Source organism: Pseudomonas sp. Mb7 (assembly GCF_054790525.1).
In genome coordinates, this window is record NZ_CP186501.1 from 689924 (window position 1) to 707004 (window position 17081).

The 17081-nt window shown below is 59.9% G+C and carries 18 protein-coding genes; 13 read left to right on the top strand and 5 right to left on the bottom strand.

Going from position 1 to position 17081, the window contains the following annotated elements:
• Positions 1-111 precede the first annotated feature (111 nt).
• The 5 genes from ACOYXH_RS03160 to ACOYXH_RS03180 all read left to right on the top strand — a co-directional run bounded on the left by ACOYXH_RS03160 (position 112) and on the right by ACOYXH_RS03180 (position 4471).
• The gene (locus ACOYXH_RS03160; RefSeq protein ID WP_220558246.1) at positions 112-990 is read left to right on the top strand and encodes an acyl-CoA dehydrogenase middle domain-containing protein; all 879 of its coding nucleotides are present in this window, start codon (positions 112-114) and stop codon (positions 988-990) included.
• Between the two features lie 181 nt (positions 991-1171).
• On the top strand, positions 1172-2245 hold the full coding sequence (locus ACOYXH_RS03165; RefSeq protein WP_095049166.1) for a serine hydrolase domain-containing protein: 1074 nt from the start codon (positions 1172-1174) through the stop codon (positions 2243-2245).
• Complete coding sequence (locus ACOYXH_RS03170; RefSeq protein ID WP_095049167.1) at positions 2242-2538, top strand: amidase; 297 nt, start codon at positions 2242-2244, stop codon at positions 2536-2538. The genes ACOYXH_RS03165 and ACOYXH_RS03170 overlap by 4 nt, the downstream gene beginning before the upstream one ends.
• 183 nt (positions 2539-2721) lie before the next feature.
• Positions 2722-3312, top strand: coding sequence for a YceI family protein (locus tag ACOYXH_RS03175; RefSeq protein WP_095049168.1), 591 nt, complete (start codon positions 2722-2724; stop codon positions 3310-3312).
• A gap of 1 nt (position 3313) precedes the next feature.
• On the top strand, positions 3314-4471 hold the full coding sequence (locus ACOYXH_RS03180; protein WP_093438576.1) for a phospholipase D-like domain-containing protein: 1158 nt from the start codon (positions 3314-3316) through the stop codon (positions 4469-4471).
• Positions 4472-4532: 61 nt separating this feature from the next.
• Here the strand turns inward: ACOYXH_RS03180 and bglX are convergent, their stop codons facing one another.
• The gene (gene bglX, locus ACOYXH_RS03185; RefSeq protein WP_460410252.1) at positions 4533-6824 is read right to left on the bottom strand and encodes a beta-glucosidase BglX; all 2292 of its coding nucleotides are present in this window, start codon (positions 6822-6824) and stop codon (positions 4533-4535) included.
• Positions 6825-7086: 262 nt separating this feature from the next.
• On the opposite strand from bglX, the gene ACOYXH_RS03190 reads away from it, so the two are divergent.
• The 4 genes from ACOYXH_RS03190 (at position 7087) to ACOYXH_RS03205 (ending at position 10614) form a co-directional block, all read left to right on the top strand.
• Positions 7087-7695, top strand: a complete 609-nt coding sequence (locus tag ACOYXH_RS03190; protein ID WP_320413980.1) for a LemA family protein — start codon at positions 7087-7089, stop codon at positions 7693-7695.
• A gap of 13 nt (positions 7696-7708) precedes the next feature.
• Positions 7709-8461, top strand: a complete 753-nt coding sequence (locus ACOYXH_RS03195) for a TPM domain-containing protein (RefSeq protein WP_220558251.1) — start codon at positions 7709-7711, stop codon at positions 8459-8461.
• A 33-nt stretch (positions 8462-8494) separates the two neighbouring features.
• Entirely contained in the window at positions 8495-9112 is a 618-nt protein-coding gene (locus ACOYXH_RS03200) for a TPM domain-containing protein (RefSeq protein ID WP_038358258.1), read from the top strand.
• A 284-nt stretch (positions 9113-9396) separates the two neighbouring features.
• Positions 9397-10614, top strand: coding sequence for a class I SAM-dependent methyltransferase (locus tag ACOYXH_RS03205; RefSeq protein WP_320413981.1), 1218 nt, complete (start codon positions 9397-9399; stop codon positions 10612-10614).
• A gap of 111 nt (positions 10615-10725) precedes the next feature.
• Here the strand turns inward: ACOYXH_RS03205 and ACOYXH_RS03210 are convergent, their stop codons facing one another.
• Complete coding sequence (locus ACOYXH_RS03210) at positions 10726-11616, bottom strand: DMT family transporter (protein WP_220558253.1); 891 nt, start codon at positions 11614-11616, stop codon at positions 10726-10728.
• Positions 11617-11907: 291 nt separating this feature from the next.
• Here ACOYXH_RS03210 and ACOYXH_RS03215 point away from each other — a divergent pair, with 291 nt between their 5' ends.
• From ACOYXH_RS03215 to ACOYXH_RS03225, 3 genes are all read left to right on the top strand, one after another.
• Positions 11908-12489 carry a DJ-1/PfpI family protein gene (locus ACOYXH_RS03215; protein WP_095049176.1) on the top strand — a complete coding sequence of 194 codons (582 nt, stop codon included), beginning with the start codon at positions 11908-11910 and terminating at the stop codon, positions 12487-12489.
• A 13-nt stretch (positions 12490-12502) separates the two neighbouring features.
• Complete coding sequence (locus ACOYXH_RS03220; protein WP_095049177.1) at positions 12503-12808, top strand: ribbon-helix-helix domain-containing protein; 306 nt, start codon at positions 12503-12505, stop codon at positions 12806-12808.
• A 192-nt stretch (positions 12809-13000) separates the two neighbouring features.
• Positions 13001-13345 (top strand): YegP family protein, encoded by a 345-nt coding sequence (locus ACOYXH_RS03225; RefSeq protein ID WP_095049178.1) that lies wholly within the window; start codon positions 13001-13003, stop codon positions 13343-13345.
• 138 nt (positions 13346-13483) lie between these two features.
• Here ACOYXH_RS03225 and ACOYXH_RS03230 read toward each other — a convergent pair whose 3' ends face one another.
• Complete coding sequence (locus ACOYXH_RS03230; RefSeq protein WP_449123160.1) at positions 13484-14365, bottom strand: dihydrodipicolinate synthase family protein; 882 nt, start codon at positions 14363-14365, stop codon at positions 13484-13486.
• 22 nt (positions 14366-14387) lie between these two features.
• Positions 14388-15170: an aldolase gene (locus tag ACOYXH_RS03235; protein ID WP_077571483.1), complete on the bottom strand. Its 783-nt coding sequence runs from the start codon at positions 15168-15170 to the stop codon at positions 14388-14390.
• A gap of 106 nt (positions 15171-15276) precedes the next feature.
• On the opposite strand from ACOYXH_RS03235, the gene ACOYXH_RS03240 reads away from it, so the two are divergent.
• On the top strand, positions 15277-15819 hold the full coding sequence (locus ACOYXH_RS03240; protein ID WP_034153101.1) for a helix-turn-helix domain-containing protein: 543 nt from the start codon (positions 15277-15279) through the stop codon (positions 15817-15819).
• A 99-nt stretch (positions 15820-15918) separates the two neighbouring features.
• On the opposite strand, the gene ACOYXH_RS03245 is transcribed toward ACOYXH_RS03240, so the two are convergent.
• Complete coding sequence (locus tag ACOYXH_RS03245) at positions 15919-16938, bottom strand: DUF4917 family protein (RefSeq protein ID WP_095049181.1); 1020 nt, start codon at positions 16936-16938, stop codon at positions 15919-15921.
• Positions 16939-17081 lie beyond the last annotated feature (143 nt).

Here is a 17081-nt window from a genome sequence, read left to right on the forward strand (position 1 = left end):
CGATCGACTTTCTTTATGCAGCCGTGTTGTGCAAAGTCAGGCTATGTAGCCCCGGTGTCATCGCCATGAACGTTCGGTGATGCTTATATGACAGCCCACAAGGAGCCTCTTATGCCCTGGCCAGATTTGCTGCACCGCCGTGAACGATTGCCCGCCGTTGCTGACCTGGCCGAGGGTTTTGCGACGTTGTTGCAGCAACTGGGCAACGTCACCCCGTTCGAATTGGCGGTCGCGGGCGGGCGGCGGATGGCGACGCCGGGGCTGGCGTTTCTGGTCGGTTACCAGGCGGCATTGCGCATGTTGTGGCCGAGTGCACCGCTGAGCCTCGGTGCGTTGTGTGCGACCGAACAGCGCAGTTTGCGCCCGGCGGACATGCACACGCGGCTTGCCGATTTACGTCTGAGCGGACGCAAGGATTTTGTCACCGCCGGCGATGCGGCGGACTGGTTGCTGATCGCCGCGCGCAGTGAAGAATCCGGTGAAACGCCGCGCCTGAGTCTGGCGGTGGTGTATCCCGGCGAACCCGGCGTGACCGTGGAGAAGCTGCCGGCGCTGCCGTTGATGCCTGACATCAGCCATGGTCGGCTGCAGCTTGATAACGCGTTGTGCGAGTTGTTGGCCGGCGATGGTTGGGACGCTTACGTCAAACCGTTCCGCACCCTGGAGGACGTTTATGTGCTGAGCGCGATGACCGCGTGGCTATATGGCGTCGGCCAGGACAGTGACTGGCCGCAGGCGCTGCAATTGCGCTTGCTGGCGCTGTTGGCCGGGTGTGCGGAGGCGAGTCGGCAACCGCCGAACAATCCGGCCGGGCATGTGTTGTTGGGCGGGTTGTTTGCGCAGTTTGAAGCGCTGGAGGGGGAGGTGAGTCAGGCGTTGACTTACGGGCCGGCAGAATGGGCGCAGATGTGGCAGCGGGATCGGGGGGTGATGCAGTTGGCCTCCGGCGCTCGGGCCAAGCGGTTGGCCAAGGCACTGGTGGTGTCCTGACTGGCCCCATCGCTGGCAAGCCAGCTCCCACAGGTTTCACAGGTGTTCACAAAATTTGTATCCACTCAAGAACCCTGTGGGAGCTGGCTTGCCAGCGATGGCGATTTCATGGAAAAGCAAAATCTCAAATTTGTCATGAGTCCTGACTAATCTCAGCAGGTTCTCCCCAAGAGCCCTCACCATGCGCAAAGGCCTGTCGCTGTTTCTGCTACTGATCAGCTTCACCGTTCACGCCGAACAATGGCCGGGTGAAGAATGGCCAATCGGCACGACGATCACCGATACCGGAGCGCTGGATAATTACGCCTTCCCACCCCGCGACGACACAACCCGCAAAGGCATCCGCACCGATGCCCTGCTGATCATCCACGACGGCCAGATCCTCTACGAACGTTACGCCGGCCCGACCACCGAACAAACCCCGCATCTGACTTGGTCAATCAGCAAAAGTCTGATGGCCACCGTCCTCGGTATGGCGTATGGCGAAGGCCTGTTCAAACTCGAAGCCCCGGTCGTGCAGTTTTACCCGCCGCTGGAACAACACCCGGCCATCAAAATCGCCGATCTGTTGCACTGGGCCTCCGGTATCGACTGGCAGGAAGACTACGAATACGCGCCACTGAAATCCTCGGTGGTGGCGATGCTCTACACCCGGGGCCATCGCGACATGGCCGCGTTCACCGCCGATCACGATGCTTACGCCGAACCGGGGCAGGCCTTCCGTTATTCCAGCGGCGACAGCAACCTGCTCGCGGCGGCGTTGAAAAATATCGTCGGCCCGCAGCGTTATCCTGATTATCCGTGGACGGCGTTGTTCGAACCGTTGGGCATCCGCCACGCCGTTTGGGAGACTGATGCCAACGGCACGTTTGTCGCGTCGTCTTATGCTTACCTGACGGCGAGGGATCTGGCGCGCGTCGGTCTGTTGATGGCCCGTGACGGGCGCTGGAACGATCGGCAATTGCTGCCCAAGGAGTGGGTCGACTTCAATCGGCAGCCCTTCGCCGGCTACAAGGCTCATCAGGACGAAGCGGTGCCCGGCGGTCAATGGTGGCTCAATCGCCCGGCCGATGGCGCCTTGTCACCGTGGCCCGATGCACCGCTCGACACCTTCGCGGCCCTCGGCCACTGGGGCCAGGCGCTTTACGTGATCCCCAGCGAGAAACTGGTGATCGTGCGATATGGCGATGATCGCGACGGCAGCTACCGTCACAACGAGTTGCTTAAGCGTGTGCTGAAGGCGGTGCGCCCATGAAGCGCTTATTCCTGTTAATGCTGGTCCTGTTGCTCGGCTGGATCGTCTACGAGCGCGAAAATCTGTGGGCCTTCCCCGACATCATCAGCGCCTACACCGCCAAGGAATATTGTTCCTGTCGTTATGTGATGAACAATGATGCCGAGTACTGCCGTGGCTATGTAAAACAATGGCTGCCGACCAGCCAATTCACGGATGACAGCGCGAACAAAACCATCACGGTCAGCGGCATGGGCCGCAGCAACCGCGCCCAGTGGCAAAGCGAACGGCAAGGCTGTCGCCTGAATCCCTGAAACACCCGATTGTTTTTTGTGGGAGCGAGCCTGCTCGCGAATGCAATAGCAGGCGCACCTTCTCTGTTGAGGCAGATGACGTCTTCGCGAGCAGGCTCGCTCCCACCGGGTGTGATCTTCAGTTTGCAATAACAGCGTGGGCGGTTAAGGTTCGTGCAGGTTTATCGGCCCTACGAGTGTTCAATGTTCAACCGCTCTCTCTGTGCAACCCTGTCCAGTCTGCTGCTCGCCACCGTCGCGTTGCCGGCGCAGGCCAATTGGTATCTGGACGGCGAGTCGTCGCGGCTGTCTTTTGTCAGCACAAAAAACACCCATATTTCCGAGGTGCAGCGCTTTCTGGTGTTGCACGGCAAGGTCGACCCCAACGGTCGCGCCGAAGTCGAAGTCGAGCTGGATTCGATCAACAGTGGCATCCCGCTGCGTGACGAGCGCATGCGCAAGGAGCTGTTCCAGATCGAGCAATTCCCCGAAGCGACCATCACCACCCAGATCGACCTGCGCCCAATCAACGATCTGGCTCCCGGTGCGCAGCTGGAATTGCGTCTGCCGCTGACCGTCAACCTGCACGGCAAGCAACACGAATACCCCGCTGAGCTGCTGGCGACGCGCCTCGATGACCGGCGTTTTCAAGTGGTCACCCTGGAGCCGCTGGTGATCAACGCCGAGGATTTCGATCTGGTGCCGGGGCTGGAAAGCCTGCGCAAACTCGCCGACCTGTCGGCGATCAGTCTGTCGGTGCCGGTGGGTGCGGTGCTGATTTTCACGGCGCGCTGACATGCGCGGCGCGGTGTTCCCGTGGCGCGATGGCAACCGCTTCGAGCTGTTGATCGATGGCCCGCAATTCTTTCCGCGCATGCTTGAGCAGATTGCTGGCGCGCAGGAGCAGATCGAACTGGAGTTGTATCTGGTCGAGGCCGGCGCCTGTGCCGAAACCATCGTGCAAGCGTTGGTGCTGGCCGCCGAGCGTGGTGTGCGCGTGCGCTGCCTGTTCGATGATTACGGCAGCCTCGCGTTCACCCTCAATCTGCGTCAGCGCCTGACCCATGCCGGGGTTGAACTGCGTTTCTACAATCGGCTGAATTGGCGGCGCTGGGTCGGCAATTTCTATCGTGATCATCGCAAGTTGCTGTTGGTCGATCAGCGTCTGGCAGTGGTCGGCGGCACCGGAGTCACTGATGAGTTCTGGACACCGGGGCACGACACCAGCGAGTGGCACGAAGTGATGGTCGAGATCAGCGGCCCACTGGTGATTGACTGGCAATTGCTGTTTGATCGTCAGTGGATCGCCAACCGCTATCGCCGCGCCTGGCGCCCGGCCGCGCATTTCGGCTTGCCGCGATTACCACGGGTGCCGGACAAGGGCGAGGGCATGGGCCGCGTGGCGTATGCCGACGCCCGCCAGCATCGCGACATTTTGCAATCGCTGTTCCGCGCTTTGAACAGTGGGCAAAAACGCATCTGGATGGCCACACCGTATTTCCTGCCGACCTGGAAAATCCGCCGCTCCCTGCGCAAGGCTGCTGCACGCGGAGTCGATGTGCGGCTACTGCTGACCGGGCCGCGCACCGATCATCCGTCGGTGCGTTACGCCGGGCATCGCTACTACCCGCGACTGCTCAAGGCCGGGGTGCAGATCTTCGAATACCAGCCGTGCTTCCTGCACTTGAAAATGGTCTTGGTCGACGATTGGGTGAGCATTGGTTCGTGCAACTTCGATCATTGGAACTTGCGTTTCAATCTGGAGGCGAATCTGGAGGCGCTGGACCCGTCGTTGACGGCAGCGGTGCAGGCGAGTTTTCTGAAGGACTTCGGGCTGAGTCAGCAGGTGAGTCTGGAGGAATGGCAGCGCCGGCCGCTGTGGCGGCGGGTGAAGCAGCGGGTGTGGGGCTGGGTGGATCGGGTGGTGGTCAACATCCTCGACCGCCGCGGATAACCGCTCACCTGATGATCGTTCCCACGCGGAGCGTGGGAACGATCAGCCGAGCAAAAACCGGTTACAGCAATTCAAAGCTCTGCTGCGTCACGTCCTGGGAATCCAGGCCGATCTGCACGTTGAACTTGCCAGGCTCCGCCGCGTATTTGAGCTGGGCGTTGTAGAACTTCAGGTCATCCTCGCTGATGGTGAAGTGCACGACTTTCTGTTCACCGGCCTTGAGCATGATTTTCTGGAAGTTCTTCAGTTCTTTCACCGGACGAATCATCGAGCCGGTGACGTCCTGAATGTACAACTGCACCACGGTTTCGCCGTCACGCTTGCCGGTGTTCTTGACCATGACGCTGGCGTCGAGTTTGCCGGTGGCGTTCAGGGTGGTCGACGACAGCGCCATGTCACTGAGGGCGAATTGGGTGTAGCTCAGGCCATAACCGAACGGGAACAGCGGCCCGGTCGTGTCATCGAAATACTGCGAGGTGTAGTTGCCCGGTTTGCCCGGCGTGAACGGCCGGCCAATGCTCAGGTGGTTGTAGTAAGTCGGGATCTGGCCCACGGAGCGCGGGAAGGTCACCGGCAGTTTGCCCGACGGGTTGTAGTCGCCGAACAGCACGTCGGCGATGGCGTTGCCGCCCTCGGTGCCGCTGAACCAGGTTTCCAGAATCGCGTCAGCCGACTGGTTCTCTTCGAGAATGGTCAGTGGGCGGCCGTTCATCAGCACCAGCACCAGCGGTTTGCCGGTGGCTTTCAGCGCGCGGATCAGCTCACGTTGGTTTTCCGGGATGTTCAGGTCGGTGCGGCTGGAGGATTCATGAGACATGCCACGGGATTCGCCCACAGCCGCAACGATCACGTCAGCGTCCTTGGCGGCTTTTACCGCTTCGTCGATCAGCACGTTGGCCGGTCGCGGATCGTCGACCACTTCCGGCGCATCGAAGTTGAGGAAGTTCAGGTAGTCGAGCACCTTCTTGTCGCTGGTGATGTTGGCGCCACGGGCGTAGATCAGGTTCGCCTTTTCACCGATCACCGAGCTCATGCCATCGAACAGCGTGACCGATTGCGCAGGGCGCCCGGCGGCGGCCCAACTGCCCATCATGTCGATCGGTGCTTTGGCCAATGGGCCGACCAGCATGACTTTTGCGTCTTTCTTCAGCGGCAGGGTTTCGTTCTGGTTCTTCAGCAGCACCAGACTGCGACGCGCCACTTCACGGGCCTCGGCGCGGTGCAGGCGGCTTTCGGCGTAGGTGTCGGACGGATCATCTTCAGCCTTGCCGATGCGCAGGTACGGGTCTTTGAACAGGCCCATGTCGTACTTGGCCGCGAGCACTTCACGCACGGCGTTGTCGATGTCTTTCTGTTCGATCTCGCCGGACTTGAGCAGCCCCGGCAGTTCTTTGCCGTACAGGGTGTCGTTCATGCTCATGTCGATACCGGCCTTGATCGCCAGCTTCGCCGCTTCACGACCGTCGCGGGCCACGCCGTGCTTGATCAGTTCGAAAATCGCGCCGTGGTCGCTGACCGCCAGGCCCTTGAAGCCCCAGTCTTTGCGCAGCAGATCATTCATCAGCCAGGTGTTGGCGGTGGCCGGAATGCCGTTGATCGAGTTCAACGCGACCATCACACCGCCAGCGCCGGCATCGATCGCGGCGCGGTACGGTGGCAGGTAGTCCTGGTACATCTTCACCGGGCTCATGTCGACAGTATTGTAGTCGCGACCGCCCTCGACCGCGCCGTACAGGGCGAAGTGCTTGACGCTGGCCATGATGCTGTCGGCCGCGCTCGGGGTGGCCCCCTGATAGGCGCGCACCATGACGCCGGCAATGCGTGAAGTCAGGTAGGTGTCTTCACCGAAGCCTTCGGAGCTGCGGCCCCAGCGCGGGTCGCGGGAGATGTCGACCATCGGCGCGAAGGTGATGTCGAGGCTGTCGGCAGCGGCTTCTTTAGCAGCAACGCGCCCGGACTGACCGATGGCGTCCATGTCCCAGCTCGAAGCGAGGGCCAGTGGAATCGGGAAAATCGTACGGTGACCGTGGATCACGTCGTACGCGAAAAACATCGGAATCTTCAGGCGGCTGCGCATGGCGGCGTCCTGCATCGGACGGTTTTCCGCGCGGGTGATCGAGTTGAACGTGCCGCCGATGTTGCCACCGGCAATCTCCTTGCGGATCAGCTCACGGGGCATTTCCGGGCCGATGCTGATCAGGCGCAACTGGCCAATCTTCTCGTCGAGGGTCATTTGCTTCATCAGGTTGCTGATGAACGCGTCCTTGTTTTCCAGAGGTACCGGGGTCGTAGCGGCCAATACTTGATGACTGGCCAGGCTGACGAACAGACCCAGCAAACACAGCTTCTTCATGAATAGTTTTCTCAAGGGCCCATGCGGCAATGCAACGCCGGCCAGCCAAAATTTAGGGAGCGACTATTGTTGTTCGGGTACAGGCTCAAAGAAACAGAGCCAAAAAACGGCAGCCGACACTTGGCCGCATGATCACGCAGGGCACTTTTTAGCCCATTGCCCCGTCGTAATCCAGCGACGCGGCCGATTATGCCCCAACAGCCCGCTGAGAATGTTTCGCGCTCGGTTTTTATAATGATATGTGCCAAGGAGCATCACTGCGATGAATGTAAGCCCAACCAATCGCTCGCGTTTGCAGGTCGCCACACTGCTGGTGCTGGCCACGCTGTTGACCGCGTGCGGAATCAACAATATCCCGACCCTCGACGAACAGGCCAAAGCTGCGTGGGGCCAGGTGCAGAACCAGTACCAGCGCCGCGCCGACCTGATCCCCAACCTGGTGGAAACGGTGAAGGGTTATGCCAAGCATGAAGAGGAAACCCTCACGGCAGTGATTGAGGCGCGGGCGAAAGCGACCTCGATTCAGGTCGACGCCAACACCCTCGACAATCCCGAGAAACTTAAGCAATTCCAGCAGGCGCAGGATCAACTGACCGGTGCATTGAGCCGCTTGATGGTGGTCTCAGAGCGCTATCCGGACCTGAAAGCCAACCAGAACTTCCTCGCCCTGCAATCGCAGCTGGAAGGCACGGAAAACCGCATTGCGGTGGCTCGCCGCGATTTCATTCTGGCGGTGCAGAAATACAACACCGAGATCCGCACCTTCCCCGGTCGCCTCTGGCACAGCGTGATGTACAGCGATCTGCCGATCCGCGAAACCTTCGAAGCCACCACGCCCGGCGCGGAAAAGGCCCCGGAAGTGAAATTCTGATTCGAGGTTGTCCATGCGCGTGTTGAAAATGGGTCTGGTGCTGATGCTGTGGCTGTTCGCCGTCAGCGCCCAGGCCGAGTTGACGTTCCCGGCGCTGAGCGGGCGGGTGGTGGACGAAGCGCAGATGCTCGAGCCGTCGGTGCGCACGCAACTGACCCAGCAGTTGCAGGCCCACGAACAGGCGACCGGCGAGCAGTTGGTCGTGGTCACGCTGCCGGATCTGCAAGGTACGACCATCGAGGACTTTGGCGTTCAACTCGGGCGTCACTGGGCAATTGGTCAAAAGGACAAGAACAACGGCGCGCTGCTGATCGTTGCCCGTGACGAGCGCAAACTGCGCATCGAAGTCGGTTATGGCCTGGAGGATCGGCTGACCGATGCGCAGACTTCAGTGATCATCCATCAAGTCATCACGCCCGCGTTCAAGAGCGGCAATTTCAGCAAAGGCATCAGCGACGGCGTGGCGGCGATGCTGGTGGTGCTGGGTGGCAATCCGCTCGATGAACCGTCGACGGTGTATGAATCCACCGGTGATCCGTCCGATGATTTCATCTCGCGGCATCCGGCATTGTTTGTGTTTTTGGTGATGTTGTTCATCCTGACGGTGTTTGTCTGCCAGATGCTCGGTATCCTGCCTGCCGGCCGGGGCGGCTCAGGAGGAGGGGGCGGCTTTGGCGGTGGTGGTTTTGGCGGCGGCGGTGGAGGTGGAGGCTTCAGCGGCGGCGGGGGCAGTTTCGGCGGCGGTGGTTCGTCCGGCGGCTGGTGATATCAGAAGAATAATGAGCAGGCACTTTTCAACATGGCACTACTGACCGAACACGAACAACGCAAAGTCGCCGAGGCGATTGCCCGGGTCGAGCGCGACACCGACGCCGAACTGGTGACGGTGCTAGCCGCGCGCGCCGATGACTACGCGTACATCCCGCTGCTGTGGGCGAGCCTCTTGGCACTGGTGGTGCCGGGCGTCGTGCACTATCTGACCGGCTGGCTGACCCTGCGCAGTCTGCTGTTGGTGCAGTGGGGCGCGTTTATCGTGCTGTGTCTGCTGTTTCGTTTGCCGAAAATCACCACTCATTTGATCCCGCGTCGCGTGCGCCACTGGCGCGCCTCGAATCTGGCGCGGCGGCAGTTTCTAGAGCAGAACCTGCACCACACCGTGGGCAGTACCGGCATGCTGATTTTTGTCTGCGAGGCGGAGCGGTATGTGGAGATTCTGGTGGATGAGGGGATTTCCAAGCGGCTGGATAACAAGAGTTGGGATGCGATTGTCGCGGCGTTTACCGAGCAGGTCAGGCAGGGGCGCACGCTGGAGGGATTTGTGACGTGTATCGAGGCGTGTGGGGAATTGCTGAAGGTGCATGTGCCGGTGACGCAGGTGAGGAATGAGTTGCCGAATCGGTTGATTGTGCTGGGGTGAGACAAACCCTCACCCCAGCCCTCTCCCGGAGGGAGAGGGGGCCGACCGAGGTGTCTTGCGCTCGACATCGACCTGAAAAACCGTGTCGATTATGGATTCAAGGCAAATCGTTCAAGTCGGTGTATCTCGTCAATATCCCCCAATCAGTCCCCTCTACCTCTGGGAGAGGGCTAGGGTGAGGGCTGCTTTAACCAACCGTTCGGTAAATAAGAGCGTGTCCCCAACCCCCTTCCCCCCTAAAATACCCGCCATTCCCGATTTCGCCCGTCCGAGGCCGCTTTTTCATGTCCGTTACTGCCCCGTCCATCAAGCCTGCGCCCGATCACCACGCCCAGTTCATCGAGCTGCTGCAAACCAGCCTCGAACAGAACGGCTTCATCAAACTGGTGCTGGCCAAATACGTTGGCGAAGAAGTGGATCTGCAGCGAGTCATCATCAAACCGGTGACGGTCAAGGCGCAGCCGAATCTGTCGTTCGTCTATCGATACAAAACCCGCGACATCACCAAAAACCTGCCATTGGCTGACGGTGTGACGGCGATTGCCGAGTTGTTGCCGGCCTCGTTCAAAAATGCCCATTTACTCGCGGTGACTGATGAAGCCCAGCTCGAATACAGCAAAAAGGGCAAGAGTTCGCTGTTCAAGAGCAAACCTCAGCAATTGCGCGAAGCGCCGTCTGCCGAGCACAACCGCGAGAAAAATCGCTTCCTCGAACTGAGCCGACCGTTCCTCAAGGACCTGGGCGTGACCAACGCGCAGCATGAGCTGATCCCGGCGATGTCACGCAAGTGGAAGCAGATCAACAAGTTCATCGAAGTGTTCAGCCATGCCCTGACCTCGTCGCCGCTGGCGCTGGACAAACCAGTGCGGGTGGCAGATTTCGGTTCGGGCAAGGGCTATCTGACGTTCGCCATTCACGATTACCTGCGCAATACGCTCAAGGCTGAAGGCGAGGTCACCGGCGTCGAGTTGCGTGAGGAAATGGTCAACCTGTGCAACGCCGCTGCAGCGAAACTCGATCACCCGGGGCTGGTGTTCAAGTGCGGTGACGTGCGCAGTGTGGCGCCGAGCGAGCTGGACGTGATGATCGCCCTGCATGCCTGCGACATCGCTACCGATTACGCGATCCACACCGGCATCCGTTCCGGCGCGTCGATCATCATGTGCTCGCCGTGCTGCCACAAACAGATCCGCCTGCAGATCCAGAGCCCGGCGCTGCTCAAGCCGATGCTGCAATACGGTTTGCATCTCGGTCAGCAAGCGGAAATGGTCACCGACAGTCTGCGCGCACTGTTCCTTGAAGCCTGCGGCTACGAGACCAAGGTCTTCGAATTCATCTCGCTGGATCACACCAACAAGAACAAAATGATTCTGGCGGTGAAGCGCGCCGAGCCGGTGGACCCGGCGCAGTTGTTGGTGAAGATCGAAGAGTTGAAGGCTTTCTACCACATCAGCGAGCACTGCCTGGAAACACTCCTGCGCGCCGACGGCTACCTGACCTGACAAGATCTGAAATAAAACCACTATAGGAGCTGCCGCAGGCTGCGATCTTTTGATCTTAAAAAACAAGATCAAAAGATCGTAGCCTGCGGCAGCTCCTACAAGGGAATGTGTTCAGGCTGTGGCAGGTTGGGCAGGGCGCACGGCGGTTTTGCGCCCGAGCGTGACCGTTGCAATCACGCCACAGGCAAACACCCAGGTAATCGGCTCGACATGTTCGCCAAAGAACAGCGCCGAAAACGCGATGGTGAAGAAGATCTGCAGCAACTGGATCTGACTGACCCGGGCGATCCCGCCCATGGCCAGCCCTGCGTACCACGCGAAAAATCCGAGAAACTGCGAAAACAGCGCCACATACCCGAACGCCCACCAGGCCTTGGCCGACACTGCGCCCTGATGTTGCAGGGCCAGATACAGCACCGGCCCGATCAACAACGGTGTCGACAGCACCAGCGCCCAGCAGATCACCTGCCAGCCGCCCATCTCCTTGGCCAACCGGCCACCTTCGGCGTAGCCCAGTCCTCCGACGGCAATCGCGCCGAGCATCAACAGATCACCCGCCTGAATGCTGCCGGCCCCGGTGTATAGCGCATAACCGAGCACCAACGCACTGCCCAACGCTGCGCAGGCCCAGAAGGCTTTTGACGGCCGCTCATGGGACAACCACGCGGCATACAGCGCCACGCACAGCGGTTGCAGTCCGTTGACCAAGGCACCGTGGGACGCCGGCAACGTTTGCATGGCCCACGCCGACAACACCGGAAAACCCAGAATCACCCCGGCGATCACCAGGCTCAGGCCTTTGACTTGCTGCCACGTCGGCCATTTCTCGCGCCGCCACAAAAGCAACAGCGCCGCCGGAATCGCCGCGAACAATGCGCGGCCCAAACCGTTGAGCAGCGGATGCAGTTCCTGCACCACGATGCGGGTGAAGGGCAGGGTGAGGCTGAAGATCACCACGCCGAGCAGGCCGAGGGCCATGCCGGTGTTTTCGCGCGAGGACATGAGGGGGGACCGGAATTGAAGGTGGCAGGGAATGACCTTCATAAAGCCATAAACCTTGCAGTTCGGGCTGTTACAGCTAGGCACAGACTTATCCGTACAGTTTGAGATCGCATCGCTGGCAAGCCAGCTCCCACAGTGTCCGAGTTGAACACAACATCGGTGGTCGCCTCAGAACCTGTGGGAGCTGGCTTGCCAGCGATGAGTCAACTCGGTAGTAGCCGGTTGTTACCCGACCTCGCGGATAAGGTCTACCTTGAACACTCCCAAGCATTCTCCAGAGGAGTCCTCCCCATGGCCGCGAAAAAGATCCTGATGCTGGTCGGCGATTACGTCGAAGATTACGAAGTGATGGTGCCGTTCCAAGCCCTGCAAATGGTTGGTCACACCGTCCACGCCGTGTGCCCGGACAAGGCTGCCGGCAAAACCGTGCGCACCGCGATCCATGACTTCGAAGGCGATCAGACTTACAGCGAAAAGCCCGGTCACCTGTTCGCCCTCAACTTCGACTTTGCCAAGGTCAGCGAGGCCGATTACGACGCGCTGCTGATCCCCGGCGGTCGGGCGCCGGAATACCTGCGTCTGAACGAAAAAGTCCTCGACCTGGTGCGCGCCTTCGACAAGGCCGGCAAACCGATTGCTGCGGTCTGCCACGGCGCGCAATTGCTGGCAGCGGCGGGCGTGCTTGAAGGGCGCGAATGCAGTGCCTATCCGGCCTGCGCGCCGGAAGTGCGACTGGCGGGTGGTACGTACATCGATATCCCGGTGACGGACGGCCACGTTCAAGGCAATCTGGCCACAGCCCCGGCATGGCCGGCGCATCCGAACTGGCTGGCCGGTTTCCTTGGTTTGCTCGGCACCAAAATCACCCTGTAACGAGGATCCGCCGATGTGCGAGCTCTACGTCAAGGCTGACCCTATTCTCTACGAATCACGCTCGCGCTCGTTGCGCATCTGCGGCGTGGTGACGACGTTGCGCCTGGAGAATCAGTTCTGGGACATCCTCAGTGAAATCGCCGAGGTCGACGGCATGACCACCAACCAGCTGATCACCAAGCTGTATGAAGAGGTGATGGATTATCGCGGGGAAGTGGTGAATTTTGCCTCGTTCCTGCGGGTGAGTTGTACGCGCTATCTGAGTCAGCGGCGGGTGGGTGCGCCGGAGTTGTCGGTGGTGCGGGCGGTGGTGAAATAGGCCAGACCGGGTTGACCCCATCGCTGGCAAGCCAGCTCCCACAGGTATTGTGATGCGGCACAGTTATAGGGCACACAACAGACCTCTGTGGGTGCTGGCTTGCCAGCGATAGGGCCGGTACAGGCGACAGATAATCAGGACTGGTCTTTACTCTGAAGCGCGAAATCTCTCAATCGCCAAGGAGAAACGAGCATGTCCGGATGGTACGAAATCAGTAAAAGCAGCAACGGCCAGTTCAGGTTCGTGTTGAAAGCGGCGAATGCCGAAACGATTCTGACCAGCGAGCTGTACACCACTCGCGCTGCGGCCGACGGCGGCATCGCGGCGGTGCAAACCAACAGCCCGCTGGATGAACGCTACGAGAAGAAGTCAACGAAGGACGGCCATCCGTACTTCAATCTGAAAGCGGCCAATCACCAGATCATCGGTAACAGCGAGGCGTATTCATCGGATGCTGCGTGCGATAAAGGCATTGCCAGCGTTAAAACGAACGGGCCGAGCAAAGTGATCAAGGACAAGACTTTGCCGGTTCTCTAAACCCGCTTTCAAATCCAACACCATTCCTGTGGGAGCTGGCTTGCCAGCGATGAGGCCATTTCATTCAGCATTGATGTTGAATGATTCACCGCCATCGCTGGCAAGCCAGCTCCCACAGGTTTTTGCGTTGTCAGTGGATCAGCGCAGGGTTTTCAGGATTGCTTGCAGCTGGGTCTGGCCCGCTTCACTCAGCGGGAAGACCGGCAAGCGCGGATCGCCCACTTCAAGCCCGGTCTGCCGCAACCCTGCCTTGATCGTCGCCGGCAAGCCACCCTTCAAGATGAAATCCAGCAGCGGCAACTGGCGGTAAAACAAATCCCGCGCGCGATCCAGATCACCGGCCATGGCGGCCTCGTACAAGTCCAGATTCAACTGCGGGATCAGGTTCGGCGCCGCTGTGCACCAGCCTTTCGCCCCGGCCGCAAACGCTTCCAGTGCCAGCGGATTGCAGCCGTTGTAGAACGGCACCTGACCTTCGCCGAGCAATTGCAGCTTGTGCATGCGCTGAATATCGCCGGTGCTCTCCTTGACCATGGTCACGTTTTCCACGCCTTTGACGATGCGCAAAATCAGCTCCACCGACATGTCAGTGCCGCTGGTGGCCGGGTTGTTGTAGAGCATGATCGGCACGCCGATGCGCTCGCCAATAGCGCGGTAGTGAGCGAAGATTTCCGCCTCGGTGAGCTTCCAGTACGAAGCCGGCAGCACCATCACCACATCGGCACCGTGGGCTTCGGCGAAACGTGCGCGGCGCACGGCTTTGACGGTGGTCAGGTCAGAGACGCTGACGATGGTTGGCACCCGTTTGGCGACGTGCTTGATGCTGAACTCGGCAACCTGATCCCACTCCGCATCGCTCAGGTAAGCGCCTTCGCCAGTGCTGCCCAACGGCGCGATGGCGTGGACGCCGCTGTCGATCAGGCGATCGATCGATTGCCCGAGCGCTGGCATGTCCAGCCCTTCGCCGTTGGCGCCGAACGGGGTGATGGTGTAGCCGATGATGCCGTGAATAGTGGACATAGGAATCTCTCCGTAACAGGTTTCAGTTCAGGCAATCGGCGTGTTGGCGCAGGTTCTGCCGGGCGTAATAGTTGAAGGCAGCGGCGTGGCGTTTCGGCTTGGCGATCCAGTCATGGGCTTCGCGACCCAGTTCGGGAATGATCGGCTTGATCGTACCGGCCGCCATCGCCAGCAGTTGCAGCTTGGCCGCGCGCTCGATCAGTTGGGCGATGACACAGGCTTCTTCAATCGTCGTACCGGTCGACAGTTGACCGTGGTGCGAAAGCACAATCGCGCGTTTGTCGCCCAGCGCGCCGGCAATCAACTCACCTTCTTCATTGCCCACCGGCACACCCGGCCAGCCTTCAAGAAACGCGCAGTCGTCGTACAGCGGGCACAGGTCCATGTGGGAAATCTGCAACGGCACCTCCAGCATCGACAGCGCCGCGACGTGGGTCGGGTGGGTGTGGATGATGCAGTTCACGTCCGGCCGGGCGCGGTACACCCAGCTGTGGAAACGGTTGGCCGGGTTGGCCATGCCGTGACCTTCGAGGACTTCCAGATCCTCGTTGACCAGCAGCAGATTGCTCGCGGTGATTTCGTCGAAACCCAGCCCCAGTTGCTGAGTGTAATAGGTGCCGGGTTGCGGCCCACGGGCGGTGATTTGTCCGGCCAGACCGGAGTCGTGACCGTTCTCGAACAAAATCCGGCAGGTCAGGGCCAGCTTTTGCCGGTCCGTCCACGTATTATCCGCCAGGCTTTTTTGCATCTGGGTCAGCGCTTGCTTGACCAGTTGGTCTTTGGGTAGTGCTAATGTCTTGGCCATGTCTGTGTCCTTTGGGTGAGAGCAAATGACACGAAAGAGGCTATATGACACAAAGTGTCATTAGCAAGCACAAATCGTCGCTTCCTCCATGGAATAACTGCTGCGCATGTCTATCCGTTTGAAATTATTGAGAAAAAAACTTGGCGTAACCCTTGAGGCATTGGCCGAAAAATCCGGCATGACCAAGAGTTATCTGTCCAAAGTCGAGCGCGGGCTGAACACGCCGTCGATTGCTGCTGCGTTGAAACTGGCGAAAGCGCTGAATGTGAAAGTCGAGGAATTGTTCTCCGAAGACAACGTCAGCCTCGACAGCTACAGCCTGGTGCGCAGCCACGAGCGCCAGTCACTGGCAGCGAATGACCAGAGTCCGGGATATGCCGTGCTCGCGCATCAGGTCAGCGAGCGCAACCTGCTGCCGTTCATCATCTACCCGCCCAGCGAGTTCACTGACAAAACGTTCAAAGAGCATTTGGGCGAAGAGTTTCTGTTCGTCCACGAAGGGCAGGTCGAAGTGGATTTCATGAACGAGAAGGTGCTGCTGGAACGTGGCGATGCGTTGCACTTCAATGCACAGAAGCCGCACCGGATCCGCTCGGTGGGGGAGGTGCAGGCGCAGTTGCTGGTGGTGGTGCACAGCGCCGAAGATTGAGGCGCCCCCAAAAGCTTCGCGAGCAGGCTCGCTCCCACAGGGGAATGCGATCCAAATGTGGGAGCGAGCCTGCTCGCGAAGGCGTCAGTCAGGCCTGCATCAAACCTCGACGGGCACCGACAACTTCGGATTGCCGAGCGCATGGCTCTTGGCATCAAAAAACCGCAACTCAACCCCGGTCCCCTCAAACACCTGCGCGTAATGCCGCTTCTGATGCTGCACAAACGCCGCACTGCGCGGATAAATCGAGATCGCCACAGTCTTCGGTTTCGCCAACCGCAGCGCCCGAACGATATGCGCATCCTGCTCACCCAAGGCATGACCAAAGATGCACAAACTGCCGCCATGCCCGAGCAACTGCTCATAACAGAACGACAGGTAATCCGAACTGCGAATGGTCTTGAGCTTGTCCGCGCTCGGCCCTTCGGTGACGAACAGCGGCACGTCATCCAGCGTCTTGAGCGTGTTGTTGATCGCAAAACTACCAAGCAACGTGCCTTCGGTTGAAGTCAGCTTGCGCGCCGTGCCGTCCTGATTGCGCACCAGATGCAGACCGCCGTGCAGGTACAACAAGCGCGGTTTGTCGGTGGCAGTTTCGCTCAGATCAAAACTCGCGCTGGCGCCGTTGAACAGATCGTCAATGGCCGCGCTGTTGTGTTGCAGCGCCCAGTAGTTGAGCAGGTCGTAATTGGTGGTGAACACGGTGCGATAGCGCGCCAGTTCTTCGTTCACCGTCGCCAGCGTCGAAGGCTTCACCAGTCGCCACGGAATGTGCACCGCGTGCACTGTGTTGATCAGCGCTTCCTTGATCGCGTAGTAGCGGTTGCGCGGCGCCGCCGAACTGACGGCCAGGGCCTTGTTGACCCGGCTGGTGGTTTTCAGCGCACCGAGCACCTGCTCGAAGCTGCGTGTTTGCAGCGCGTCGAACACTGCCAGTTCCGATGGGCTCAGCGGTTTTTCTTCGACGGTGCGGGCGTTTTCGAACAGCGAGTCGTAGCCGAAGTCGTCCCACACCGCACGGCTGGCGCCATTGCCCACCAGCAAACCGCTGAAATCGGTCGCGGCGCGCACGGTGTTCCAGTCTTCGAGGCTGGCGTCGACATCGAGAAAATCGGTCATTGCGTAGGCGGTCTCAAAACAAAGGGGCTGATGGGCGGCGACTTTATCACGAGCGGGCATTGAGCCAGATCAACATCGGTCGTGACCGATCGGTCGATCCTGTGTGCATCCGCCGGATCGGCGCAGTCGATTCGGCCTCAGTC

Bases quoted from the DNA above. Each gene is read 5' to 3' on its own strand.
- ACOYXH_RS03220 (WP_095049177.1), top strand. From the start codon at position 12,503: ATGTGCGAGCTCTACGTCAAGGCTGACCCTATTCTCTACGAATCACGC.
- ACOYXH_RS03190 (WP_320413980.1), top strand. From the start codon at position 7,087: ATGAATGTAAGCCCAACCAATCGCTCGCGTTTGCAGGTCGCCACACTG.
- ACOYXH_RS03240 (WP_034153101.1), top strand. From the start codon at position 15,277: ATGTCTATCCGTTTGAAATTATTGAGAAAAAAACTTGGCGTAACCCTT.
- ACOYXH_RS03230 (WP_449123160.1), bottom strand. From the start codon at position 14,365: ATGTCCACTATTCACGGCATCATCGGCTACACCATCACCCCGTTCGGC.
- ACOYXH_RS03210 (WP_220558253.1), bottom strand. From the start codon at position 11,616: ATGTCCTCGCGCGAAAACACCGGCATGGCCCTCGGCCTGCTCGGCGTG.
- ACOYXH_RS03170 (WP_095049167.1), top strand. From the start codon at position 2,242: ATGAAGCGCTTATTCCTGTTAATGCTGGTCCTGTTGCTCGGCTGGATC.
- ACOYXH_RS03245 (WP_095049181.1), bottom strand. From the start codon at position 16,938: ATGACCGATTTTCTCGATGTCGACGCCAGCCTCGAAGACTGGAACACC.
- bglX (WP_460410252.1), bottom strand. From the start codon at position 6,824: ATGAAGAAGCTGTGTTTGCTGGGTCTGTTCGTCAGCCTGGCCAGTCAT.
- ACOYXH_RS03215 (WP_095049176.1), top strand. From the start codon at position 11,908: ATGGCCGCGAAAAAGATCCTGATGCTGGTCGGCGATTACGTCGAAGAT.
- ACOYXH_RS03225 (WP_095049178.1), top strand. From the start codon at position 13,001: ATGTCCGGATGGTACGAAATCAGTAAAAGCAGCAACGGCCAGTTCAGG.
- ACOYXH_RS03205 (WP_320413981.1), top strand. From the start codon at position 9,397: ATGTCCGTTACTGCCCCGTCCATCAAGCCTGCGCCCGATCACCACGCC.
- ACOYXH_RS03160 (WP_220558246.1), top strand. From the start codon at position 112: ATGCCCTGGCCAGATTTGCTGCACCGCCGTGAACGATTGCCCGCCGTT.
- ACOYXH_RS03175 (WP_095049168.1), top strand. From the start codon at position 2,722: ATGTTCAACCGCTCTCTCTGTGCAACCCTGTCCAGTCTGCTGCTCGCC.
- ACOYXH_RS03235 (WP_077571483.1), bottom strand. From the start codon at position 15,170: ATGGCCAAGACATTAGCACTACCCAAAGACCAACTGGTCAAGCAAGCG.
- ACOYXH_RS03180 (WP_093438576.1), top strand. From the start codon at position 3,314: ATGCGCGGCGCGGTGTTCCCGTGGCGCGATGGCAACCGCTTCGAGCTG.
- ACOYXH_RS03200 (WP_038358258.1), top strand. From the start codon at position 8,495: ATGGCACTACTGACCGAACACGAACAACGCAAAGTCGCCGAGGCGATT.
- ACOYXH_RS03165 (WP_095049166.1), top strand. From the start codon at position 1,172: ATGCGCAAAGGCCTGTCGCTGTTTCTGCTACTGATCAGCTTCACCGTT.
- ACOYXH_RS03195 (WP_220558251.1), top strand. From the start codon at position 7,709: ATGCGCGTGTTGAAAATGGGTCTGGTGCTGATGCTGTGGCTGTTCGCC.